The organism is Photorhabdus africana, from assembly GCF_035181445.1.
Taxonomy (GTDB): domain Bacteria; phylum Pseudomonadota; class Gammaproteobacteria; order Enterobacterales; family Enterobacteriaceae; genus Photorhabdus; species Photorhabdus laumondii.
This window is the reverse complement of sequence record NZ_JAXBVE010000039.1, coordinates 18,595-41,690: the sequence shown is the minus strand read 5'-3', so window position 1 is coordinate 41,690 and position 23,096 is coordinate 18,595. Positions and strand designations below refer to the sequence as shown.

At 42.3% G+C, this 23,096-nt stretch carries 19 protein-coding genes; 8 read left to right on the top strand and 11 right to left on the bottom strand.

Annotated features, from left to right (window positions below; genetic code table 11):
- Nucleotides 1-1,395 precede the first annotated feature (1,395 nt).
- The 4 genes from SLS51_RS18440 to zapG form a co-directional block, all read right to left on the bottom strand.
- A complete protein-coding gene (locus SLS51_RS18440; RefSeq protein ID WP_323840082.1) occupies nucleotides 1,396-1,518 on the bottom strand; it encodes a hypothetical protein in 123 nt (40 codons plus the stop codon).
- On the bottom strand, nucleotides 1,515-1,742 hold the full coding sequence (gene vapB, locus SLS51_RS18435; protein ID WP_323840081.1) for a type II toxin-antitoxin system VapB family antitoxin: 228 nt from the start codon (nucleotides 1,740-1,742) through the stop codon (nucleotides 1,515-1,517). Before vapB ends, SLS51_RS18440 begins: the two co-directional genes overlap by 4 nt.
- Before the next feature lie 108 nt (nucleotides 1,743-1,850).
- On the bottom strand, nucleotides 1,851-3,227 hold the full coding sequence (gene degQ, locus SLS51_RS18430; RefSeq protein WP_323840080.1) for a serine endoprotease DegQ: 1,377 nt from the start codon (nucleotides 3,225-3,227) through the stop codon (nucleotides 1,851-1,853).
- A gap of 237 nt (nucleotides 3,228-3,464) precedes the next feature.
- On the bottom strand, nucleotides 3,465-3,869 hold the full coding sequence (zapG, locus tag SLS51_RS18425) for a Z-ring associated protein ZapG (RefSeq protein WP_113043966.1): 405 nt from the start codon (nucleotides 3,867-3,869) through the stop codon (nucleotides 3,465-3,467).
- A 456-nt stretch (nucleotides 3,870-4,325) separates the two neighbouring features.
- Between zapG and zapE the strand changes: the two genes are divergently transcribed.
- From zapE to sspB, 5 genes are all read left to right on the top strand, one after another.
- The gene (zapE, locus tag SLS51_RS18420) at nucleotides 4,326-5,456 is read left to right on the top strand and encodes a cell division protein ZapE (protein WP_323840079.1); all 1,131 of its coding nucleotides are present in this window, start codon (nucleotides 4,326-4,328) and stop codon (nucleotides 5,454-5,456) included.
- Nucleotides 5,457-5,712: 256 nt separating this feature from the next.
- Entirely contained in the window at nucleotides 5,713-6,141 is a 429-nt protein-coding gene (rplM, locus tag SLS51_RS18415; RefSeq protein WP_011148147.1) for a 50S ribosomal protein L13, read from the top strand.
- A gap of 15 nt (nucleotides 6,142-6,156) precedes the next feature.
- Nucleotides 6,157-6,549 carry a 30S ribosomal protein S9 gene (gene rpsI, locus SLS51_RS18410; protein ID WP_011148146.1) on the top strand — a complete coding sequence of 131 codons (393 nt, stop codon included), beginning with the start codon at nucleotides 6,157-6,159 and terminating at the stop codon, nucleotides 6,547-6,549.
- A 424-nt stretch (nucleotides 6,550-6,973) separates the two neighbouring features.
- Nucleotides 6,974-7,615: a stringent starvation protein SspA gene (gene sspA / locus SLS51_RS18405; protein WP_058589205.1), complete on the top strand. Its 642-nt coding sequence runs from the start codon at nucleotides 6,974-6,976 to the stop codon at nucleotides 7,613-7,615.
- Nucleotides 7,616-7,618: 3 nt separating this feature from the next.
- Nucleotides 7,619-8,134: a ClpXP protease specificity-enhancing factor gene (gene sspB, locus SLS51_RS18400; RefSeq protein WP_323840078.1), complete on the top strand. Its 516-nt coding sequence runs from the start codon at nucleotides 7,619-7,621 to the stop codon at nucleotides 8,132-8,134.
- Between the two features lie 51 nt (nucleotides 8,135-8,185).
- On the opposite strand, the gene SLS51_RS18395 is transcribed toward sspB, so the two are convergent.
- From SLS51_RS18395 to gltB, 3 genes are all read right to left on the bottom strand, one after another.
- Nucleotides 8,186-8,692, bottom strand: a complete 507-nt coding sequence (locus SLS51_RS18395) for a hypothetical protein (RefSeq protein ID WP_323840077.1) — start codon at nucleotides 8,690-8,692, stop codon at nucleotides 8,186-8,188.
- A 237-nt stretch (nucleotides 8,693-8,929) separates the two neighbouring features.
- Nucleotides 8,930-10,348, bottom strand: coding sequence for a glutamate synthase small subunit (locus SLS51_RS18390; RefSeq protein WP_323840076.1), 1,419 nt, complete (start codon nucleotides 10,346-10,348; stop codon nucleotides 8,930-8,932).
- A gap of 9 nt (nucleotides 10,349-10,357) precedes the next feature.
- Nucleotides 10,358-14,815: a glutamate synthase large subunit gene (gene gltB, locus SLS51_RS18385; protein ID WP_323840075.1), complete on the bottom strand. Its 4,458-nt coding sequence runs from the start codon at nucleotides 14,813-14,815 to the stop codon at nucleotides 10,358-10,360.
- 748 nt (nucleotides 14,816-15,563) lie between these two features.
- On the opposite strand from gltB, the gene arcB reads away from it, so the two are divergent.
- From arcB to mtgA, 3 genes are all read left to right on the top strand, one after another.
- The gene (arcB, locus tag SLS51_RS18380) at nucleotides 15,564-17,909 is read left to right on the top strand and encodes an aerobic respiration two-component sensor histidine kinase ArcB (protein WP_323840074.1); all 2,346 of its coding nucleotides are present in this window, start codon (nucleotides 15,564-15,566) and stop codon (nucleotides 17,907-17,909) included.
- 237 nt (nucleotides 17,910-18,146) lie between these two features.
- Nucleotides 18,147-18,800 carry an isoprenoid biosynthesis glyoxalase ElbB gene (gene elbB, locus SLS51_RS18375; protein ID WP_323840073.1) on the top strand — a complete coding sequence of 218 codons (654 nt, stop codon included), beginning with the start codon at nucleotides 18,147-18,149 and terminating at the stop codon, nucleotides 18,798-18,800.
- Between the two features lie 4 nt (nucleotides 18,801-18,804).
- Nucleotides 18,805-19,530, top strand: a complete 726-nt coding sequence (gene mtgA, locus SLS51_RS18370; RefSeq protein ID WP_323840072.1) for a monofunctional biosynthetic peptidoglycan transglycosylase — start codon at nucleotides 18,805-18,807, stop codon at nucleotides 19,528-19,530.
- Between the two features lie 131 nt (nucleotides 19,531-19,661).
- Here the strand turns inward: mtgA and dolP are convergent, their stop codons facing one another.
- The 4 genes from dolP to SLS51_RS18350 form a co-directional block, all read right to left on the bottom strand.
- On the bottom strand, nucleotides 19,662-20,237 hold the full coding sequence (dolP, locus tag SLS51_RS18365) for a division/outer membrane stress-associated lipid-binding lipoprotein (protein WP_323840071.1): 576 nt from the start codon (nucleotides 20,235-20,237) through the stop codon (nucleotides 19,662-19,664).
- A 10-nt stretch (nucleotides 20,238-20,247) separates the two neighbouring features.
- On the bottom strand, nucleotides 20,248-20,838 hold the full coding sequence (gene diaA, locus SLS51_RS18360) for a DnaA initiator-associating protein DiaA (RefSeq protein WP_011148136.1): 591 nt from the start codon (nucleotides 20,836-20,838) through the stop codon (nucleotides 20,248-20,250).
- 24 nt (nucleotides 20,839-20,862) lie between these two features.
- Complete coding sequence (locus SLS51_RS18355; protein ID WP_323840070.1) at nucleotides 20,863-21,243, bottom strand: YraN family protein; 381 nt, start codon at nucleotides 21,241-21,243, stop codon at nucleotides 20,863-20,865.
- A gap of 72 nt (nucleotides 21,244-21,315) precedes the next feature.
- Nucleotides 21,316-23,058, bottom strand: a complete 1,743-nt coding sequence (locus SLS51_RS18350) for a penicillin-binding protein activator (RefSeq protein ID WP_323840069.1) — start codon at nucleotides 23,056-23,058, stop codon at nucleotides 21,316-21,318.
- Nucleotides 23,059-23,096 lie beyond the last annotated feature (38 nt).

Sequence of the window (23,096 nt, the reverse complement as noted above, 5' to 3'; positions counted from 1 at the left end):
CAGCATAAAAGACAGTCAGGCAGCTAAACGTCGAAGAGCCATTTGGTCAGGGGAATTCCGTAGTCAACTTATTTTTGATTAAATTAAATACAAAGTGGAATCCCGCCCTGTCTGAAAGTCAGGAGTGACAGGGATTTTCACTCATTTAGGTAAGATGAGATACGCTTTTTCTGCATATGATAAAACAGTAGTTAAAAGATCCGTTTATGGTCTGTCAGTGTGGTTTTAAAGTCTGGAAAAAATAGTAAGTATATTATGAAAAAACAGGTAAAAACTTTAATCATTAAAGGTAAAAGTAAGTGATTAAAATTTTTTAAAAACGAGTAAAAAATTTGATGCTATACTGATATTGGAAGCGAAAAAATCAGGAAAAACTGGCTCTGAATTGATTAACCAAATGACAGCGTTAATCCAATAATAAGAGTAAAAACATTTAACAGGATTAATCGTATTAAAATAATTTGCTTAAATAAGAGATTTTACATGGTCTGTAAGAAGTTTACGAAAATTATGGGCAATCATTAAATAAGATTGATAAACCTTTAGGTTGACTAGATTAGCAGTATTAAAAATGCTTAAATAAGTAGGCATTGAAGATTAAATATTATTAGCATGTCTGTTATCTGTTCTGGTTTTAAAGTTAAAAAATTAAATACAGGAAAAAGAGAAAACTTAAACATCAGTTTAATGAGTATGGGGAAGTTAAATACGGATCAGGAAACGAAAAAATATTAGGTTTATAAAAACTGCCTAATGAAAACCATCTATTGGATGCATTTTTGATTAAAAAAAATGGGAAAACTCTAGAAACGAGAATCGTTTTACAGGTTCCATCTTTTTAATATGGTTAACTTTCTCTTTTTACTTGAATTTCCAGTTTTTAGTGATAGCAAGTGCTTTTTTATCGATAATTAATTCATCTGAGGATTAAAAAAGTAGGTATCTCATTAATACCAGTTTTTTAAAAGTACAGAGTGACTGAAAATGATCTATTCCTTGCATAATCGTTTAAAAACAAGAATACAGAGTTAGAGGTTTTATATAAAAGGAAAAGTCGGATTTAACTCAATAGATACGTTTTTTATAAAGACAGTTAATTTTATTTAATCGAATCCAATTAACCATTAATAGAAAATTGAAAAAATAAGAACATGAAAATATTTTACCAAAATAGGTTGATGTTAAATAGTTTTCTCACCATTGTTTTATTAAGTAAGTTATAAATATAACGCAATAAAAAGAAGGGTAAAACGGTTAATGTGGTAGGATTTAACTTCTAAACAGAGAGTTTATTATCTGAAAAAATATAAAGGGGTATCTTTAACATCATCAGGTTATTTACTGGCATAATTTATACGAAAAATAAAGGGTGGTGGCTTATATACCCAATGGATTTCAAGATGCATCGCGGCGGCAAAGGAGCGAATCCCCGGGAGCATAGATAACGATGTGACTGGGGTGAGCGAGTGCAGCCAACAAAGAGGCAACTTGAAAGATGACGGGTATATATTTTTTCATAACTTAACGCGTCCTTCTTCCACAATATCCAGTCGTTTGGTTAAAAAGTCAGAGTCAGTTTTTTCTTGTTGTAAAAAGGAATTCCAACTGGGTTTAATCGGTCGCAGAATAATGATATCGCCTTCACGAATAATCTCCAATTCGTTCACTCCCTTGAAATCGAGGTCGCGAGGTAAACTTACAGCTCGGTTATTGCCGCTTTTGAATATTACTACGGTTCTCATATTGAGTCCTCCAGAAAAACTGATTTACAAGACCACCCGCGAGAGGGATATCAGTGATTTAAGACACAGCATTACGCTGTGCCTTAAATAGAATTTTTACTAAAAGTATTAATTTCTTAGCAACAGATAAATACTCTCTTCTCCGCGAAGAATGTTCAGCGCTATAACTGGCGGTTTAGAATCAATAACTTTGCGCAGTTCATTAATATTCTGTATCCGTTCATTATTGATCCCAACAATCAGGTCATTTTTCTGTAAGCCAGATAACGCCGCCGGTGAGTTTTGAGCAACACTATCGATTTTCACACCGTAAGTCCCTTTCACTTCACCATTGCTTAGGGTTGCACCTTGCAGGGCAAGGGTTAGATTCCCGGCTTTGGTTGTTTGACCTTCACTGTTTTCTAACGTAACAGAAACTTCTATTGGTTTACCTTTGCGTAATAAGCCAATTTTAATTTCTTTACCTGGTACCGTTGTGCCGATTTTGGCTTTTAGTTCAGCAAAGCTACTAATCTTCTTACCATCAACGGAAATAAGAATATCGCCGGATTTAATACCTGCTTTCGCTGCTGCGGATTTTGGTAATACTTCACTGACAAATGCTCCGCGCTGGGCATCAATATTGAATGCCTTAGCGATATCGGAATTCATTTCAGTACCTTTAATACCGAGAATACCGCGTTTTACTTCACCATGCGCGATAAGCTGTTCACTCAGGGTTTTTGCCATATTACTTGGGATAGCAAAGCCGATTCCGATGTTACCACCACCCGGGGCTAGAATAGCGGTATTGATACCGATTAATTCACCATTCAAATTAACCAGTGCACCACCGGAGTTGCCACGGTTAATAGAGGCATCCGTTTGGATAAAATTTTCTAATCCTTCCAGATTCAGACCGCTACGCCCTAACGCAGAGATAATGCCGGAGGTTGCAGTTTGACCAAGGCCGAATGGATTACCAACGGCAACAGCAAAATCACCAACTCGGAGCTTATCGGAATCGGCCATAGTAATTGCAGTTAAATTCTTAGCATCTTTCAGTTGCAGCAAGGCAATATCTGTCTGAGGATCGCGGCCTAATAATTTGGCTTCATATTCACGTCCATCATTCAATTGCACACGGATTTTATCCGCATTCTCAATAACGTGATTGTTGGTTAATATATAACCTTTGGCAGCGTCAATGATGACACCTGAACCAAGCCCTTGGAATGGGCGGGTACTTTCACGGCCCATTGGTAGATTTGGACCAAAGAAGAATCTGAATTCTTCAGGTATACTCTGTTCCTGTTGTACCTGCGTACCAGAAACATGCACGCTGACAACGGCTGGCAGGACTTTTTCAAGCATCGGTGCGAGGCTTGGCAACGCCTGATCGGCGATAACAGCAGGCAAAGCAGCATTGCTGATCGTAGGGACAGAAATTGCAGACAACCCGATACTGATTGCTAATGCACTAAGGAATAAGTGTTTTCTTTTCATCTAATTTTGTTCTCTTGTATACCTAAGCCAGAAGGCTAATTGAGTTAATTCTGGCAAGCTGCCATGGTTATTCTATGACTGTTAATTATTAAATAAAGTTCATCGAACAAACAGATTTAGCATGATTCTTTACAGGTATTTACATGATTGAAAAACAAAAAAACAAAACTTGTAGGTAGATAATAGATTTTACATTTGAATTAATGCCGTGGCACATCATGTGCCACGGCAGGGTATTTACTGGTTTTTTTCATTCATCGGACGAAACAGGCCGGAAGCACTATCGGAATAATCTCTTGGTGGCATTTTAACCGGAGATTGATCATTATCCGCTTCTGACTCAGTTAATCGATAATTAAATGGATTCTCTTGTGCTGGCATATTCGGCATCAGTTCATGAGAGCTTTTAGCCATATGCTGATATAACTGACGATAATCGCGAGCCATATTGTCGAGTAATTCCGCACTCCGGGCAAAATGACCAACTAATTCTTTACGGTACTCTTCCAGTTCTGATTTATTATTCTCCAGTTCAGTTTGTAAGGCTTTCTGCTGGCGCAGTTTAGTGTTACCAAAACGCATAACTAGCGCTCCGATAGCAAAACCAACCACCAATCCAATCAGTGCATACTCCCAAGTCATAGCTACTCCTTCATCGACATCGTTATTCCGCAGAATGTTTCACTTAATTATCGTCACTATAACCGTTAATCTAGTTAGAGTGGAATATTGATCACGATTTACATTTGCTTGTATACCCGTCATCTTTCAAATTGCCTCTTTGTTGGCTGCACTCGTTCACCCCGGTCACATAGTTTGCTATGCTCCCGGGGATTCACTCCCTTGCCGCCGCGATGCATCTTGAAATCCATAGGGTATATACCCGTCATCTTTCAAATTGTCTCTTTGTTGGCTGCACTCGCTCACCTCGGTCACATAGTTTGCTATGCTCCCAGGGATTCATTCCTTTGCCGCCGCGATGCATCTTGAAATCCATAGGGTATAGATCTTATTGTAGACAAGTGATCCGGTAATAAGGTCAATCTGAATCATAAAAACGATAAAAAACGGGCGATTATTTTAAGGATTGTTATTGTCATGCCATCATTGATTACCCCTTCATCATGTTATCAAAAAGCCCTTTCTGAGGGCAAATACCAACCAGATGATGTTCAGCGTCAAGTTGTAGCTCAATTGGATACCATTCACCATGCTCTGATTAATGTTTCTCCCGGCAATCCCGTGAGGCGACAAAGCTTGAAAGGGCGTCTGAGTAAACTGTTAGGAAAAACGACGTCAATGAGCTGTGCGCCTGTTCAAGGGCTTTATATGTGGGGCGGCGTTGGTAGAGGGAAAACTTGGTTAATGGATATGTTTTACCAGAGTTTACCCGGTGAAAGAAAATTACGTTTGCATTTCCATCGTTTTATGCTGCGGGTACATGAAGAATTAACGGTATTACAAGGGCATGAAAATCCGCTGGATATTGTGGCGGATGGTTTTAAAACGGAAACAGATGTACTTTGCTTTGATGAATTTTTCGTCTCCGATATTACTGATGCTATGATTCTTGGTACATTGTTGGAAGCGCTGTTTGTCAGGGGGATTACCTTGATTGCAACGTCAAATATTCCTCCTGATGAACTCTATCGTAATGGTTTACAGAGAGCTCGCTTTTTGCCTGCTATTGAGCAGATCAAAAAATATTGTGACGTTATGAATGTGGATTCGGGTATTGACTATCGGTTGCGCACGTTGACTCAAGCTCATCTCTATTTCACACCGCTGAATGAAGATAATGAACGAGCGATGGATCGAATGTTTATTCTTTTGGCCGGTAATCGCGGTGAACAAGCTTCTATATTGGAAATTAACCATCGGCGGATGCCGGCAATTCGTGACGCTGATGGTGTATTGGCAATTGGATTTAACGTCTTATGTGAAGATGCGCGTAGTCAGATGGATTACATTGTTTTATCAAAACTTTATCACACGGTTTTGTTATATCAGGTTCCAGCGATAATGCCGGGTAATGAAAATGCTGCTCGTCGTTTCTTGGCGCTGGTTGATGAATTTTACGAACGCCGGGTAAAATTGATAATTAATGCGGCGGTGCCGATGGAGCAAATTTACCAAGGGGTGTTGTTGGTTTTCGAATACCAGCGTTGCTTATCCCGTTTGCAAGAGATGCAAAGTGAAGAGTATTTGAAATTACCTCATTTACCTTAAGTTTGAGTTCACTTATCTATTTCAGACGGAAAACTGCTTTTAAATATTCAAATGGGGGTCGATTTTTATTTTTGACTTCTCTATAATCTTGCGACCCCACGTTACAGCAATGTTTTTTTTCCCAAAAAACTTGCATATAGTGCCAGCATAGGCTATTCGAAGGGGTAGGTTTGCTGGACAAGAGTCGTGTGAACCTCGGCAAGTTTCTGAACCTTGAGTGTTCACCAACGTGTAACTTATTATTGGGTAAGCTTTAATGAAAACTTTTACAGCTAAACCAGAAACCGTAAAACGCGACTGGTATGTTGTTGACGCAGATGGCAAAACTTTAGGCCGTCTTGCAACTGAAGTGGCTCGCCGTCTGCGCGGCAAGCATAAAGCGGAATATACTCCGCATGTTGATACCGGTGATTACATCATCATCGTTAATGCAGAAAAAGTGGCAGTCACCGGCAACAAGCGTTCTGATAAAATCTACTATCACCACACCGGTCATATCGGTGGTATTAAGCAAGCGACCTTTGAAGAGATGATTGCCCGCCGTCCTGAGCGTGTAATTGAAATCGCGGTTAAAGGCATGCTGCCAAAAGGGCCACTGGGCCGTGCAATGTACCGTAAACTGAAAGTTTATGCAGGTAGCGAGCACAACCATGCGGCACAGCAACCGCAAGTTCTGGACATTTAATCGGGATTATAGGCAATGGCTGAAAATCAATACTACGGCACTGGTCGCCGCAAAAGCTCTTCCGCACGTGTCTTTATTAAGCCAGGTAGCGGTAATATCGTCATCAACAAACGCAGTCTTGAAGTTTACTTCGGCCGTGAAACAGCGCGCATGGTTGTTCGTCAGCCGCTGGAGTTGGTTGATATGTTGGGTAAACTGGATCTGTACATCACTGTTAAAGGTGGTGGTATTTCTGGTCAAGCAGGTGCAATCCGTCACGGTATCACCCGCGCACTGATGGCGTATGACGAAACTCTGCGTTCTGATCTTCGTAAAGCTGGCTTCGTTACCCGCGATGCTCGTGAAGTTGAACGTAAGAAAGTTGGTCTGCGTAAAGCACGTCGTCGTCCACAGTTCTCCAAACGTTAATTTTTTGTCTTTATGGCAATTATTTAATGTGCAAACCCGTCTTTTTGGCGGGTTTTTTACTTAATTATCCACACACTTCCCCCAAAATGTACAAAATCTGGTAAACTAGTGCCAATTTTTGCCTCATCCATTTGTCTGCCTACTATCTAAACGGTAGTAATTGCGTTGAAACGGTAATGATTACGTTGAAACGGTAATGATTACGTTGAAACGGTAATGATTACGTTGAAACGGTAATGATTACGTTGAAACGGTAAATTGTGTTGAAACGATAAATTGCGTTGAAACGATAAATTGCGTTGAGTAGCACATTCCGTATTCACCGTTGTGGCGCAGAAACATAAGGGATGAGAATGAATGAGTAAGAATAGTCGTGGTCGTGTGGGGCTATTCATTCCCTTTTTAGATAAACTTGGAGGTTTTCATGGCTGTCGCTGCCAACAAACGTTCGGTAATGACTCTGTTTTCAGGCCCGGCCGACATTTTTAGCCATCAAGTGCGAATTGTATTGGCGGAAAAAGGTGTCAGTGTTGAAGTTGAGCAGGTTGAGGCAGGTAACCTGCCACAGGACCTTATCGATCTGAACCCTTATCAGACAGTTCCGACTTTGGTTGATCGTGAGCTGACGCTATATGATTCCCGCATCATTATGGAGTATCTGGATGAACGCTTTCCTCATCCACCATTAATGCCTGTGTATCCAGTTGCCCGTGGTTCCAGCCGTTTGATGATGCACCGCATCGAAAAAGACTGGTATTCCCTGATGCATACTATTGAGGAAGGCAATTCTCAAGAGGCCAATACTGCCCGTAAACGATTAGCAGAAGAGTTGCTAGCAGTGGCGCCAATATTTAAAGAGATGCCATTCTTTATGAGCGAAGAATTCAGTTTGGTTGATTGCTATCTTGCTCCTTTGCTGTGGCGTTTGCCGGTGTTGGGTATAGAATTACCGAGTTCTGGTACTAAAGATTTACAAATTTACATGCAGCGTGTCTTTGAGCGTGATGCATTCTTAGCTTCATTAACCGAAGCTGAACGTGAAATGCGCTTGCAATCCAGGAGCTGATTTATGGAGCTGTCTCAAATGTCTCCCCGTCGTCCTTATTTGTTGCGTGCTCACTACGAGTGGTTACTCGATAATGATATGACTCCACATCTGGTTATAGACGTGACTTTACGTGGAGTTAATGTACCAATGGAATATGCCCGTGATGGGCAAATTGTGCTGAATATAGCGCCGAGAGCTGTTGGTAATCTTGAGTTAACCAATGATGAAGTACGCTTCAATGCCCGTTTTGGTGGTGTTCCCCGTCGGGTTAATATACCGATGGCGGCGGTTATAGCGATTTATGGCCGTGAAAATGGGGCGGGAATGATGTTTGAGCCTGAAGCAGCTTATAAAGATGAATATCTTTTTAAATCCGCTTCAGATCAGGATAAGGCTGATACCTCTGCATTTGCGACAGATAATCTGGTATTAGTTACGGATACATTGCCCGATGCTGAAGATAATAGTGGAACTTCACCTGATGATGAGCCACCAAAACCGACGAGAGGGCGTCCTGCTTTACGGGTAGTAAAATAAGCGTTAAAAGAGGGGGCGGGTTTGCCTCCTTATTTTTTTCAAATTCATTGATTAGAATTCTGTATTGTAGGCTTTTTCTAATTCCCAAAAACAATCTTCAGCTCTGTTTTTAGCTTTGAAATCTGTGATAGCGCTTAAGCTCTTTTTAACCTTATCTACAAATTCTATTTTATTCTCTCTGGTTGCCAGTTCTGGTGGGATTGTGCAGATATCAGCCAATGATATATTGTTTTCTTTATCTACGTTAGCAAGGACTTCAGCAGGATTATTAATTAATGCTAAGGATAATGCGTAGCGAACTTCTTTGGCAAAATCCAAGTGCATGCTTTGCGTTAATTTAAAAGCCAGTTTTATCCACTTACTATCACCAGTAGAAATGTTGTGAGTGATTTTTTGTTTGGCTCCTATTTCACCTAATTCTGCTACGACAGAATTGGTACCTCTATTCATAATTTCTTTATTAATATTTTCAGATGTTAAGGGATATGATAAAGCAAGTGCTGTATGACTGATAAACAGCATTGGAGATAATAAAGTTAAGATTTTTATTAGCTTCATTAATATTTCCAGTATTTATAGTTGAATAAGTATCGTGATATTTGTGTCGGTTAATTGGAATATTTTATTTAAAACTCATATTAATGAGAAAAACATTCCAAAATATCATGTATGACAGTAATAAGTGTGGAATGTTCATTAAATTCACTTACTTTTTTGTGTAAGGGTAATCCAATTAATATAAAGTATTGAACTGATGATAGAAAGAGATGGGAGCTGAAAAGCTCCCTTGGTTGATTAGATGTTGAGATAATCAAGAATGCCTTGTGCGGCTTTACGCCCCTCGGCAATTGCGGTTACAACAAGATCTGAGCCACGAACAGCATCTCCACCAGCAAATATTTGTGGATTGCTGGTTTGAAAGGGAATGTCTGAGTACTCTGGTGCGACAATGCGTCCTTGTTTATCCAAGGCCACTTGATGATCACTTAGCCAGTTCATGGTATGTGGTTTAAAGCCAAATGCCATGATCACTGCATCGGCTTCGAGTAGGTGTTCCGAGCCTGCGATAATTTCAGCTTGGCGGCGTCCATTCTCATCAGGTTGGCCTAATTGAGTCCGTACCATGTTTACGCCACAAACTTGACCTGAATGGTTGATTTCAATCCTGACCGGTTGCAGATTAAACAGAAATTCTACACCTTCTTCCTTGGAATTTTTGACTTCACGCTGGGAGCCTGGCATGTTGATTTCGTCACGACGATAAGCACAAGTAACCGAAGCCGCTTTTTGGCGAATAGCCGTTCTGACACAATCCATTGCAGTATCACCGCCACCAAGCACTACGACCCGCTTACCTTGCATATTGATGAAAGGTTGCGGCTGTAGGGCGGGATAACCCATCAAATGCCGGGTATTGGCAGTCAGAAATGGCAGAGCATCATAAACACCATCAGCATCTTCATTTGCCAGCTCCCCACGCATTGACTGATAGGTTCCTACACCAAGGAATATCGCATCAAACTGTTCAGTCAGTTCAGATAAGGCAATATCTTTGCCTATTTCAGTATTGAGCCGGAATTCAATTCCCATCTCAGAGAAAATTTCATGGCGGCGTATCATGACCTCTTTTTCCAGTTTAAACGCCGGTATGCCAAAGGTGAGTAATCCACCGATTTCCGGGTGACGATCAAAAACCACGGCTTGTACGCCATTACGGGTCAATACATCAGCACAAGCGAGCCCCGCGGGGCCTGCACCAATAATCGCAACCTGTTTGCCCGTTGGCTGAACGTGTGACATATCGGGCTTCCAGCCCATAGCAATCGCTTTATCATTGATGTAGCGTTCAATATTACCAATCGTCACTGCACCGAACTCATCATTCAGAGTGCAAGCGCCTTCACAAAGGCGATCCTGTGGACAAACACGACCACAAACTTCCGGCAGGCTGTTTGTTTGATGGGATAAATCAGCCGCTTCCATAATACGTCCTTCATTGGCAAGTTTAAGCCAGTTGGGAATGTAGTTATGAACGGGACATTTCCATTCGCAATAAGGGTTACCGCAAGAAAGACAGCGATCGGCCTGTGTCTGTGCCTGATTTGTTGAAAATGGCTCATAGATTTCCACAAATTCTATTTTGCGGATTTTCAGCGGCTTTTTAGGCGGATCGACGCGTTGTAAGTCGATAAACTGATAGACATTCTGGCTCATCTTGGCTCCTTATTGCGCTTGAATTCGCAATTCTGCGGAAGAACGACTGCGATGTCCCAATAGCGCTTTCACATCACTGGATTTTGGTTTCACCAGCGCGAATTTGCTCAGCCACTGTTGCCAGTTAGCAAGAATATCTTCACCGCGCTGGGAACCGGTCAGGAGGACGTGCTCAGTGATAAGTCCTCTCAAGTGTTCTTCGTGGATGGCTAAGGCATCTACTGCCAGTACTTCAACCAACTCTGGGTTAACCCGTTTACGGAAATCATCATTTTCATCCAGGACATAAGCAAAGCCGCCGGTCATTCCAGCACCAAAATTGATGCCAGTGCGTCCGAGAATACAGACAATACCTCCTGTCATATATTCACAGCCATTATCTCCGATACCTTCGACAACCGTAATCGCCCCTGAATTACGAACGGCGAAGCGTTCTCCTGCTCGCCCGGCAGCAAACAGTTTGCCTCCGGTTGCACCGTAGAGACATGTGTTGCCAATGATGGTTGCCTGATGGCTTTTGAAGGCAGAACCCACTGGTGGGTGTATGACAATGCGACCGCCAGCCATACCCTTACCGACATAATCATTGGCATCACCGATGAGTGTCAGCTCCAGACCGCCGGCATTCCAGACGCCAAAACTTTGACCGGCAGTACCATTGAAATGAATTTTTATTGGTGCCGCTGCGATCCCCTGATTACCATATCGAGCAGCGATAAAACCGGAAAGGGAAGCGGCCACTGAACGATCCGTATTACGGATATCAAAATAGAAAGTTTTACTTTGTTGGTTCTCAATATAGTTAGCGGCTTGAGCCAGTAAGTTTTTATTCAGTGCCCCATTATCAAATGGTGGATTGCTTTCAGTGCAATATAATGTTTTGCCCTGATGGGGTTCTGCTGTTGCTAAGAGCGGATTAAGATTTAGTTTGCTCTGTTTTGCTGAAATACCTTCCAGTACTTCCAACAGGTCAGTTCGGCCGATTAAATCAGTTAGCTTTTTGATACCCAATATAGCCATGATTTCTCTGGTTTCACGGGCGATAAAGCGGAAATAATTCATTACCCGTTCAGGTAATCCGTGGTAGTGGTCGCGACGTAATTTCTCATCCTGAGTGGCAACCCCGGTTGCACAATTATTGAGATGGCAAATACGCAGATATTTGCATCCAAGGGCAACCATTGGCCCAGTACCGAAACCGAAACTTTCAGCGCCAAGAATGGCCGCTTTGATAATATCTACGCCTGTTTTCAACCCGCCGTCAACTTGTAAGCGGATCTTATGACGTAATCCGTTAGCAACTAGCGCTTGTTGGGTTTCCACCAGCCCCAATTCCCACGGGCATCCGGCATATTTCACCGATGACAATGGACTGGCACCGGTACCGCCGTCATAACCTGCGATAGTAATTAAATCGGCATAAGCTTTGGCAACGCCCGTGGCAACAGTACCAACACCGGGTTCTGAAACCAATTTTACTGAGATCAGCGCATTGGGGTTGATCTGTTTTAGATCGAAAATCAACTGAGCCAAATCTTCAATAGAGTAAATATCGTGATGTGGTGGTGGAGAAATAAGTGTTACGCCGGGCACGGAATAACGCAGTTTTGCAATATACGGTGTTACTTTATCACCCGGTAATTGCCCACCTTCTCCGGGTTTAGCACCTTGCGCGACTTTAATCTGAATCACATCAGCGTTGACCAGATAAGCAGGCGTCACACCAAACCGACCGGAAGCAACTTGTTTGATACGGGAAACCTTTTTTGTTCCATAACGTGCGGGATCTTCTCCACCTTCGCCGGAGTTGGAAAAACCACCTAGTGTATTCATGGCTTCAGCCAGAGCTTCGTGTGCTTCCGGGCTTAATGCTCCGATCGACATCGCAGCAGTATCAAAGCGCTGAAATAGCTCTTCGGCAGGTTCTACTGCTTCAATAGGTAGAGGTTCACCTTTTGTTTTTATCGCCAGCAAATCACGGATTGTGGTAATTGGACGCTGATTAACCAAACGAGAATATTTCAAGTAATCGTTATATTCGCCACTATGAACCGCAGACTGTAAAGTGCTGACAACATCCGGGTTATAAGCGTGATATTCGCCGTTATGAACATATTTCAGCAATCCGCCCTGATCGAGTGGTTGACGAGCAAGCCATGCACGTTTAGATAAGTTTCGCAGATCCTGCTCGAAATCGCTGAAATTAGCACCGCCAATTCGGCTGACGACGCCATTGAAGCAGAATTCAGTTAATTCGGAATGTAAGCCGACAGCTTCAAATAGTTTAGAGCAGCGATAGGAGGCGATAGTCGAGATGCCCATTTTCGACATGATTTTATATAACCCTTTATTGATACCATTGCGGTAGTTAAGCATGACATCAGTATAAGGTTTGTTAATTGTGCCATTATCGACCATTTTGGCCAGAGATTCATAAGCCAGATAGGGATAGATCGCTGTTGCACCAAATCCCAGTAGTACAGTGAAATGGTGTGGATCACGGGCACTCGCTGTTTCTACTATCAGGTTGGTATCACAGCGTAGGTTTTTTTCCACCAAACGGTGTTGAATAGCGCCAATAGCCATAGGTGCAGGTATAGGTAATTTGTTCGGCGTAATGTTGCGGTCAGATAATACCAACAATACCGCGCCATCTCTGGCGAGTTGTTCAGCTTGGTCACACAATGCAAACAGGGCATTTTGCAAATTGGTTTCTTGTGGATTGAAAGTTAAGTCTAATTGTTCTGCGCGATAGTGTGGACTTTGCTGCGTGATTAATTGGTGAAAGTCAGAGTAGAGCAGAATAGGAGATTTAAAACTTAATCGGTGTGCCTGCCCCTCTGCTTCACAAAATACGTTCATCTCCCGCCCGATGCAGGTGGTGAGCGACATAACATGTGCTTCGCGTAGTGGGTCGATTGGCGGATTAGTGACTTGAGCAAATTGCTGGCGGAAATAGTCATAAATAATCCGTGGGCGGCTGGAAAGGACGGCAAACGGTGTATCATCCCCCATTGACCCGGTCGCTTCCTGACCATTCTCTCCCAAGACTCGGATGATTTGATCTAGCTCTTCGTTGCTGTAGGCAAATTGTTTATGATAGACCGCTAAGGATTGATCGTTCAGATCCCGATGACCAGCTTGATCTTCCAGTAATTCTTCGAATGGAGTCAGACGCTTGACGTTTTTATCCATCCATGCTTTATAGGGATGGCGGCTTTTCAAGTCATTGTCTGTTTCTTCTGCATGAAGGATGCGGCCTTGGCGGGTATCAATCACGATAAGTTCACCGGGACCAACGCGCCCTTTTTCTACCACTTCATCCGGTTGATAATCCCAGATACCGACTTCGGAAGCACAGGTGATTAACTTATCTTTGGTGATAACATAGCGGGCTGGGCGTAAGCCATTGCGATCCAGATTACAGGCAGCGTAGCGTCCATCTGACATAACGATACCCGCAGGGCCATCCCACGGCTCCATATGCATGGAGTTGAAATCAAAAAAAGCCCGCAGATCTTCATCCATATCAGGATTGTTTTGCCATGCGGGAGGAACCAGCAATCGCATAGCACGGATTAAATCCATTCCGCCGTTGAGAAACAGTTCCAGCATATTATCCAGCGAGCTGGAATCTGACCCTGTTTCATTGATAAAAGGGGCAGCCGTGTGCAGATCGGGAATAAGCGGTGTCTTGAATTTATAGGCTCTTGCTCGTGCCCACTGGCGGTTACCAGTGATGGTGTTTATTTCACCGTTATGGGCAAGATAGCGGAAAGGTTGTGCCAACGGCCAGCGTGGGACGGTATTGGTTGAGAAGCGTTGATGAAATAGGCAAATTGCCGATTCTAAACGTAAATCAGCCAGATCGGGATAGAAACGGGGCAAGTCTGCCGCCATGCACAGCCCTTTATAGATAGTCACCAGATTAGACAAACTGCAAACATAAAAGTCACTGTCGTTGATGCGTTTTTCTATTCGGCGGCGAGCGACGAACAAGCGGCGTTCTAAATCAGGTGCACGCCAACCTGCTGGAGCATTAACAAAAATCTGTTCGATACGGGGGAGGCTTGAAAGGGCTATTTCGCCCAGAATATCACTGTTGATGGGGACTTCACGCCAGCCAACGACTGCTAGAGTTTCATTTTGTAGCTCTTGTTCGATGATTGTCCGGCAGTTTTGTGCAATCTGAGGATCTTGGCTGAGAAATAGCATACCGACGGCGTAATTGCGGGCTAAATGCCACTCTTGCTCCTGTGCGACCATCCGAAAAAAGCGGTCAGGTTTTTGCAACAATAAACCACAACCATCACCGGTTTTACCATCTGCCAATATTGCCCCACGATGTTGCATTCTGGCCAGGGCATGGATAGCGGTACGTACTACTTTGTGGCTTGGCTCCCCTTCAATATGGGCTATCAGTCCAAAGCCACAGTTATCTTTTTCTTGAGATTTGTTATATAGCATAGTGTGAACCTCCCGAGGTTCTGTCCGACTCTCACAGAAACTCACAGACATTTGTGAGATTAATCTTTTTTACTGGCGTCTGAATTGCGCCCTCAATCAACCACCACTTGTTTATTTGTGATAAACAGGTGGTGACTTAAATGATATTGTGTCACTGCATAATTATGGTTCAGATGAGAATCTGACAGATGATTTCCAGTGACTTTCCAAGTTAACTAGAAATATAAATCAGGTCAAATATCACCGGGATAAGATAAAGATAGGTGATAAGTAAAGTTAATATTTTGATTTATAAGTATAAAAATTAATATTAGTGTTGTGTGATATAGATCATGTTAGGATTTTAATGTGATTTATATCACTAATATTAGTGTAATATTTGTTTTGTATATGCTGTTAAACTTTTATTTGTTAGATTTAAAATCTTACTAAGATTAACTTTGTAGAATTAATGTGTATTTTTGTTTCTTTATAAGAATAAAGTTTTATCTTTTTGGGGTTATTAAAAGAGTAGAAAAGAATTTTATGCTTATTTTATCAATGTATTTGATTATTTATTCATGCTTGGATTGTGCGAAAAGACCGGCAGGAGTAAAAAGCCAGAATAATGTTTGGGAAGTCATAACTAAAACTATTAAATAATACTATTGTTTTACCAGGTCAACAATTTCTGTTATTCCTTCAACGAAGTGGCCAGTCTTTTACGGTATGATCCAGAATGGTCATATTTAACGGGAGTTTTTATGAAATGAAGCTGCTCAGGGGCCTGGCCCAATATTATGTTGATTTAATGATGAAATTGGGGTTAGTGCGCTTCTCATTACTGCTTGCATCTGCACTGGTCATTCTTGCTATGGGTGTACAGATGGTAGTCACTTTTCTGCTTCAGGGAGGCGTGCAAAGTATTGATTTAGTTCGCTCAATCTTTTTTGGTTTGTTGATTACACCTTGGGCTGTCTACTTTCTTTCGGTTGTTGTTGAACAGCTCGAAGAGTCCCGTCAGCGATTATCTAAATTAGTTGAAAAGTTGGAAGTTATGCGTCAGCGTGATCGGGAGCTCAATCAGCAATTAAAAGACAACATTATTAAGCTTAATCAGGAGATCTCGGAAAGAGAAAAAGCTGAGCAGGCGCATCTGATATTATTGGATAAACTCAAAGAAGAGATGAAACACCGTGAGCAGACGCAGATTGAATTGGAACAACAATCTGTATTGTTGAAATCTTTTCTCGATGCTTCTCCTGATTTGGTCTATTACCGTAATGAAAATAATGAATTTTCTGGTTGTAACCGGGCGATGGAATTGCTGACGGGTAAAAGCCAGAAACAACTTGTCGGGCTGACACCAAACGATGTTTATGACAAAGAGGTTGCTCGCAAGGTAATGAAAACCGATGAAAAAGTGTTCCGTCATAATGTTGCACTCACTTATGAACAATGGCTAGTTTATCCCGATGGTCGAAAAGCCTGTTTTGAGCTTCGGAAAGTCCCTTTTTATGATCGGGTAGGAAAAAGACATGGGCTTATGGGATTTGGGCGCGATATAACGGAACGTAAGCGCTATCAGGACGCTTTGGAGAATGCAAGTAGGGATAAGACCACTTTTATCTCAACGATTAGCCATGAGCTTCGTACGCCTTTAAATGGCATTGTTGGTTTGAGCCGTATTTTGCTCGATACTGAGTTGACGTCTGAGCAAAATAACTATCTGAAAACGATTCATGTCAGTGCTATCACGCTGGGTAATATTTTCAATGACATTATTGAAATGGATAAAATTGAACGGCGTAAAGTGCAAATTGATAATCAGCCAATTGATTTTACCGGTTTTATGTCCGATCTGGAAAACCTCTCTGGGCTGCTGGTGCAACCGAAAGATATTAAATTTGTAATGAGCCCAGAACTGCCACTGCCTGCCAGAATCATGACAGATGGTACTCGCTTGCGCCAAATTCTGTGGAACTTGATTGGTAATGCGGTGAAATTTACGCAAAAAGGTGAGATTACTGTTCGAATCTGGTACGAAGAGGGAGAACGTTTGCTGTTTGAAGTCACAGATACGGGGATTGGTATCCCACATGATGAGCTGGAGAAGATTTTTGCGATGTATTATCAAGTGAAAGGCAGTCATGGTGGTTGTCCAGCAACGGGAACCGGTATTGGATTGGCGGTATCCAAACGTTTGGCTCAAAGTATGGGAGGGGATATTGTGGTGGAAAGTGAACCGGGACAAGGTTCTCGATTTACTCTGTCTATCATTGCACCTGCTATGGAGGAGAATCTTTTATGCAAAGAGGATACAGAAGATTATCCACTGCCAGCGTTGCATATCTTATTGGTAGAAGATATTGAGCTGAATGTAATTGTTGCTCGCTCGGTATTGGAGAAGTTGGGTAACAGCGTAGAAGTCGCTATGAATGGTAAAGATGCGCTAGAAGTGTTTAAGCCAGGAGAGTTCGATCTGGTCCTGCTTGATATTCAGCTACCCGATATGACCGGGTTAGATATCTCCCGGGAGTTAAGTCAGCGATATGCCAAAAAGGATCTGCCCCCACTGATTGCACTGACAGCAAATGTCTTAAAAGACAAAAAAGAGTATCTGGATGCAGGTATGAATGGTGTGTTGAGTAAGCCGCTTTCTGTGAATGCGTTAACCGCCATTATTGAACAATATTGGGGGGAACAGTCTGTGCATCATATGCAACCGAAAGAAGAGGAGTCAGGATTGATGAAAAAAGGTGAAGATTTACTTGATACGGAAATGCTTAACCAATACATCGAGCTCGTTGGGCCTCAATTGATTCGCAATAGTCTGAGTGTGTTTGAAAAGATGATGCCGGGTTACTTATCTGTTCTGGACTCAAACATGACAGCTAAAGACCAGAAAGGCATTACGGAGGAAGCGCATAAGATAAAAGGTGCTGCGGGATCGGTTGGATTGCGTCATTTACAACAATTGGCTCAGCAGATTCAATCACCTGATTTACCTGCATGGTGGGATAATGTTCAGGAGTGGGTTGATGAGTTAAAGCAAGAATGGAGAAACGATACGGAAATTTTGGGGGAATGGTTGACGGACGCTGAAAAAAAATAACCCCAACCGAGGTTGGGGTGCGCGAATACTGCGCCAACACCAGGGAAAACTTTTTACACGCCTATCTAATATATCTTGGGTTGCGGCGAGTAAATGAGGAATTCTCCGTACATCATACAAGTACCAACATAGCAAAGATAAGATTTTTTGTTACAAGATTCATTAAAATCTGTGATGAAGATTGGTGTTTAACCCCCTAAAGGGTTAAGCAATAATCTACTACAAATGGAGTGAGGTATGAAATCAGTTGCGGTTGTCTTAAGTGGATGTGGTGTATTCGATGGTAGCGAAATTCATGAGTCAGTATTAACTCTGCTTTCTTTAGACCGTTTAGGTGTTAAAACGAGCTTTCTTGCGCCTGACGAACCACAACTTCATGTTATTAATCATATTAACGGTGAAGAAACTGGCGAAGAACGTAACGTCCTACAGGAATCTGCCCGTATTTCAAGGGGAAAAATTAAGCCTTTATCACAAGCAAATGCCGATGAATTTGATGCCCTGATAATTCCTGGGGGATTTGGTGTTGCGAAGAATTTATGTGACTTTGCTGTTAAGACAGTTGATTGCGAAATAAATAAGGATTTATTAAGTTTGGTAAGGGCTATGCATAAGCAACATAAACCAATGGGATTTATGTGCATTGCACCTGTTATGTTGCCAAAATTACTTAATAAACCGGTGAAACTAACAGTCGGCAATGATCCTGAAACGGTTGCTCAAGTAGAGGCAATGGGAGGAGTTCATATCGTTTGTGGGGTAAATGATGTTGTTGTTGATTTAGAAAACAAAATTGTGACGACACCAGCCTACATGCTTGCTGAATCTATTTATCAGGCGGAAGAGGGAATTGATAAACTTGTCAGAAAAGTATTGGAAATGACTGAGTAACTGGATGCGAAACCCTTTTCAATTTTTATGGTACTGGCTTAAAAAAATCGTAATCTCAGTTATTATCTTATGGATAGTTTCTGTTGTTGCATTTTCATTTTTGCCAGTGCCGTTTTCCATGGTTATGGTTGAGCGCCAGATTAGCGCTTGGTTATCAGTTAACTTTTCTTATGTATCTCATTCTGACTGGGTAGGGCAAGGACAAATATCGCCAAATATCGCATTGGCTGTTATTGCGGCGGAAGATCAGAAATTCCCGCAGCATTGGGGATTTGACTTTGATGCTATCGGAAATGTACTTGAGCGTAATCAAAATAACTCAGGAAGACTTAGAGGGGCTTCAACGATTTCTCAGCAAACGGCCAAAAATTTATTTTTGTGGGACGGGCGTAGCTGGTTAAGAAAAGGGTTGGAAGCCGGGATGACCTTTGCTATTGAACTGGGATGGTCAAAAAGTAGAATTCTGACTGTTTACCTGAACATAGCAGAATTTGGTGATGGCATTTTTGGTGTTGAAGAGGCAGCTAAACGCTATTTTCATAAATCAGCCAGTAAATTGACGGCATCAGAAGCGGCTTTACTTGCAGCTGTATTGCCTAATCCACACCGCTATAAAGTTAACTCACCTTCGGCTTATGTCTTACAGCGTCAGCAATGGATTTTGCGGCAAATGCGCTTGCTGGGCGGGGTGAGTTATCTTGAGAAAAATGGGTTAATGAAAAATGATTGAAGGAAGAATGAGAGGGTATTCAGTTTGACGAGGGATGATGAAAAGGGTAAAACGCCAGCGCCAAAAAATGACGCGGCCTAATACCTGAATGTTTGACAGATTTATCGTGTCATCACTTTCAATCAATATATTTAATTTAAATAAGTAAATGCGGTTGTTACCCGCTTAACACCGTTAGTTTCGCTGGCAATTTTCGCTGCGGCGTTACCCTCTTGTTTGGTCAGAATGCCTAGTAGAAAGACTTCACCGTTTTCCGTAACGACTTTTATGTTAGAAGACTTAACCGAGTCACTAGCTAGGATTTTTGAGCGTACTTTAGTTGTAACCCAGGTATCTTTAGAAGCAGTACCTAATTCAACAGGTTTCCCCTGACGAATTTCATTGTAAACGGTGTGTGCTCCATCAACACGTGATGCTATCTGTTTAGCACGGTCTGAAAGGCTTGAGTCTGGGCTCTGACCTGTCAGTAAAACTTTTCCTTGATAGGCAGTGGTAATAATACGGGTTTGCTCTTTGAGCTGCTTATCTTTGTTAAGCGCATTACTGACACGGGCTTCGAGAGTACCATCGTCAACCTGTTGACCAATAGTGCGGGGATCGGTTGCGGTTTTAGTCGCTACGGCAGCAGAACTGACCACGACCGCACCAATACATCCTTGTAACATTACAGCAGTACAAATCGTAGCTAATAGGGAGAAAAATCGCATTATTGGCTCCTTAGTCATCCTGATGGGGAAAGAGTGTATTATCGATTAAGTCACATAAGCAGTTAACTGTTAGCATATGAACTTCTTGAATTCTGGTACTGCGATGAGATGGAATACGAATCTCTACGTCTTGTGGCCCGAGTAAGCCGGCAAGCTCACCACCGTCATAGCCAGTAAGGGCGACAATTGTCATATCGCGGGTTACGGCGGCTTCAACGGCTTTGACAATGTCACGGCTATTACCATGTGTGGAAATCGCTAATAACACATCGCCTGGCTGACCTAATGCCCGTACCTGTTTAGCATAAATTTCATCATGCTGTTTATTGCTTGAAATCGCAGTGATGACCACATTGTCTGCGTTAAGTGACAATGCGGGCAGGCTTGGGCGCTCAGTTTCAAACCGGTTAATCATATTGGCAGCAAACCGTTGGGCAGTCGCTGCTGAGCCTCCATTACCACAGCAAAGGATTTTGTTACCATTCAGTAATGACTGAACCATCATTATTGCCGCTCGCGAGATAGCATCAGGTAATGCTTCTGCGGCTGCAATCTGAGTTTGAATACTTTCTGTAAAACAGACTTTAATTCTATCCAGCACGTTTATAACCTACTCAGTATCATTTTAACGAGTGAACTCATTTTGATTGAAGGCATTTTGCAACCATTCAAATTGTTGACCAGTAATAGCACAAATATCAAAGCGACAAGAAGAGGTTTCAAAACATTCACCTCGTTGAAACAGCCAAACTGCGGCAGCGTGTAATAATTTTTTACGCTTGCTACGAGTGATTGTCGCCAATGCATCTCCATATTGTCCTGATTTGCGAAAACGGACTTCAATAAAGACCCAAGTTTGCTTGTCTTTCATAATCAGGTCAATTTCACCACCGTGAACTTTCACATTTGCGGCGATAAAAGATAATCCTTGTTTTTGTAAAAACAACTTTGCCTGCGCTTCATAGTTGCGCCCCAGCAAATGACTTGTCAGCTTTTTTATTTTCATCCTACTTTTTATTCTCATTCTGAAATGAGTCATTTGAATTGAAAGGCCGCTTGGTGACAAGCGGCAAGTTAATTAAATCGCAGTGATTTGGCCTTGATGATATTGCATCCATGAGAGCTGTCGGAAAATGGTGCAGTTTTCTTGAACAGACAGCATCCCGGAAGCACCATTGAGATGGAAATCACTTTGAAGCTGAACTTGACTGAATTGATTTGCTAATGACCAGGCATCAATACCCATAGCGTAAAGGCGCATCAGAGAGTAATCATTTGTAAATTTACTGGCTGCTTGCTGCATCAGTGGCAAGTTAGCACCAGCGATTAAGGGAATGTCACTGAATTGCATTCCTTCCATCTCTAGGCGGAAATCGGGACCGACGCCAGCCTGATTACTGCGGGAACTTGCGTAAAGGGCGGGCTTATCGCGGGAACTGATTGCCATATCAATCATTGTCTTAATTAGCGTCAATTCATCCAGGGTAGAAACAATATAAACCGCATCCACTGAGCCGCCAGTAGAAATAGGAACGACATCGGTGTTTATCTGGGGGATTTCCAGATCACCAATAGCGATTGATGTAGGTTGATTGTTTGTGACATTGATGGCTGTTCCGGTCAAGCGAATACCGGTACCTCTATTAATTAATTGTTTCAGTTCGGCGGAAGAGCCAAAAGTTTGTTGCAGAACAGTATGTCCCCCTTGTTTTTGCCATTCCTGTGCAAAGGCTTTGGCAATGCGATCACCAAAAGTTCCTCTGGGGACCAAAATCAGAGGATTCTGTTTCTGTTGCTGCCAAATATGTTCCGCAGCATTTTTCGCTTCATCTTCTGGTGACAAAGAAAAATAGCAGATGTTAGAGTGTGGTTGAGCATTGTCCAACTCGTTTAGTACTAGCATGTTTAATGCAGTGTTTATCTGAACGAGTTTAACCACATCTGGCTTAAGTAACGGCCCGACAACTAAATTTACCCCATCCTGCTTAGCCTGAATGAATAGGTTTTCCAATGGCTGACTTGCTGTGTCATAGATTTTGACCTGTTGGGTGTTAATCGGTGTATTGGCTATGACAGGTGTTGTTTGAGTGGTTGGTATTGTTGAGTCTATGATCGCCACTTCATTAGGGGACATATCGGTAGAAACCACGCTATCTGACGCACTATCGCTGTCTGCTATAGATAAATTTTCCGGGTTTTCTGTTGGCAATGATGGACTTGGTAAACCGGCCTGAGCATCAAGAAAACCTTGGCGAATGGCTTCACCGAATACTTTTGCTTGACCACTTAATGGCAGGAACAGAGCAATACGGATATTCGTATCTTGCTGTTGGATGGCCGCCTGTTGTAACTGAGTTGGGAGTGACTGTGCGGCAGGGTTTTGTGGATAACGAATTTTCCAGTCACGGATAGCTGCTTGTAGTTTGTCGGAGTCCTGTTTGTTATCCTGATAGGCACTGAGTAAGTCCAGCCAGCCTTGCAGAACATTTTCATCAGCGTTGATGACCAATCCACGGCGCTCTTGTGGTGAAAGACGGGTCAGTATTTGCCAAGTATCATCAATATTTTTTTGATGAGCCGCACTCTCTTTCACAAGGGGTTCCTGAGCGATATAAGCACGGATGACATCAAGAGAAGGTTCGCCATGAGCGGCATCAATGATAGATTGATAACGGGCGATTTCTGTACTGATTTTGTCCTGAGTTTGCGAAGGTTGTTGTCCCTGTTGGTCAGGTACGGTACATCCTGCGATGATCATGACTGCCAGCATAGCTGAACAGACTAAACCAGTTTTGATACGCACAAAAATTGAGGAAAGCATACTGTATCCAGCGATGTTTTTTTCAAAGATGCTCAATT

Excerpts from the sequence above, each read along its gene's own strand:
- SLS51_RS18440 (WP_323840082.1), bottom strand. The coding sequence starts at position 1,518 with ATGAAAAAATATATACCCGTCATCTTTCAAGTTGCCTCTTTGTTGGCT.
- vapB (WP_323840081.1), bottom strand. The coding sequence starts at position 1,742 with ATGAGAACCGTAGTAATATTCAAAAGCGGCAATAACCGAGCTGTAAGT.
- degQ (WP_323840080.1), bottom strand. The coding sequence starts at position 3,227 with ATGAAAAGAAAACACTTATTCCTTAGTGCATTAGCAATCAGTATCGGG.
- zapG (WP_113043966.1), bottom strand. The coding sequence starts at position 3,869 with ATGACTTGGGAGTATGCACTGATTGGATTGGTGGTTGGTTTTGCTATC.
- zapE (WP_323840079.1), top strand. The coding sequence starts at position 4,326 with ATGCCATCATTGATTACCCCTTCATCATGTTATCAAAAAGCCCTTTCT.
- rplM (WP_011148147.1), top strand. The coding sequence starts at position 5,713 with ATGAAAACTTTTACAGCTAAACCAGAAACCGTAAAACGCGACTGGTAT.
- rpsI (WP_011148146.1), top strand. The coding sequence starts at position 6,157 with ATGGCTGAAAATCAATACTACGGCACTGGTCGCCGCAAAAGCTCTTCC.
- sspA (WP_058589205.1), top strand. The coding sequence starts at position 6,974 with ATGGCTGTCGCTGCCAACAAACGTTCGGTAATGACTCTGTTTTCAGGC.
- sspB (WP_323840078.1), top strand. The coding sequence starts at position 7,619 with ATGGAGCTGTCTCAAATGTCTCCCCGTCGTCCTTATTTGTTGCGTGCT.
- SLS51_RS18395 (WP_323840077.1), bottom strand. The coding sequence starts at position 8,692 with ATGAAGCTAATAAAAATCTTAACTTTATTATCTCCAATGCTGTTTATC.
- SLS51_RS18390 (WP_323840076.1), bottom strand. The coding sequence starts at position 10,348 with ATGAGCCAGAATGTCTATCAGTTTATCGACTTACAACGCGTCGATCCG.
- gltB (WP_323840075.1), bottom strand. The coding sequence starts at position 14,815 with ATGCTATATAACAAATCTCAAGAAAAAGATAACTGTGGCTTTGGACTG.
- arcB (WP_323840074.1), top strand. The coding sequence starts at position 15,564 with ATGAAGCTGCTCAGGGGCCTGGCCCAATATTATGTTGATTTAATGATG.
- elbB (WP_323840073.1), top strand. The coding sequence starts at position 18,147 with ATGAAATCAGTTGCGGTTGTCTTAAGTGGATGTGGTGTATTCGATGGT.
- mtgA (WP_323840072.1), top strand. The coding sequence starts at position 18,805 with ATGCGAAACCCTTTTCAATTTTTATGGTACTGGCTTAAAAAAATCGTA.
- dolP (WP_323840071.1), bottom strand. The coding sequence starts at position 20,237 with ATGCGATTTTTCTCCCTATTAGCTACGATTTGTACTGCTGTAATGTTA.
- SLS51_RS18355 (WP_323840070.1), bottom strand. The coding sequence starts at position 21,243 with ATGAAAATAAAAAAGCTGACAAGTCATTTGCTGGGGCGCAACTATGAA.
- SLS51_RS18350 (WP_323840069.1), bottom strand. The coding sequence starts at position 23,058 with ATGCTTTCCTCAATTTTTGTGCGTATCAAAACTGGTTTAGTCTGTTCA.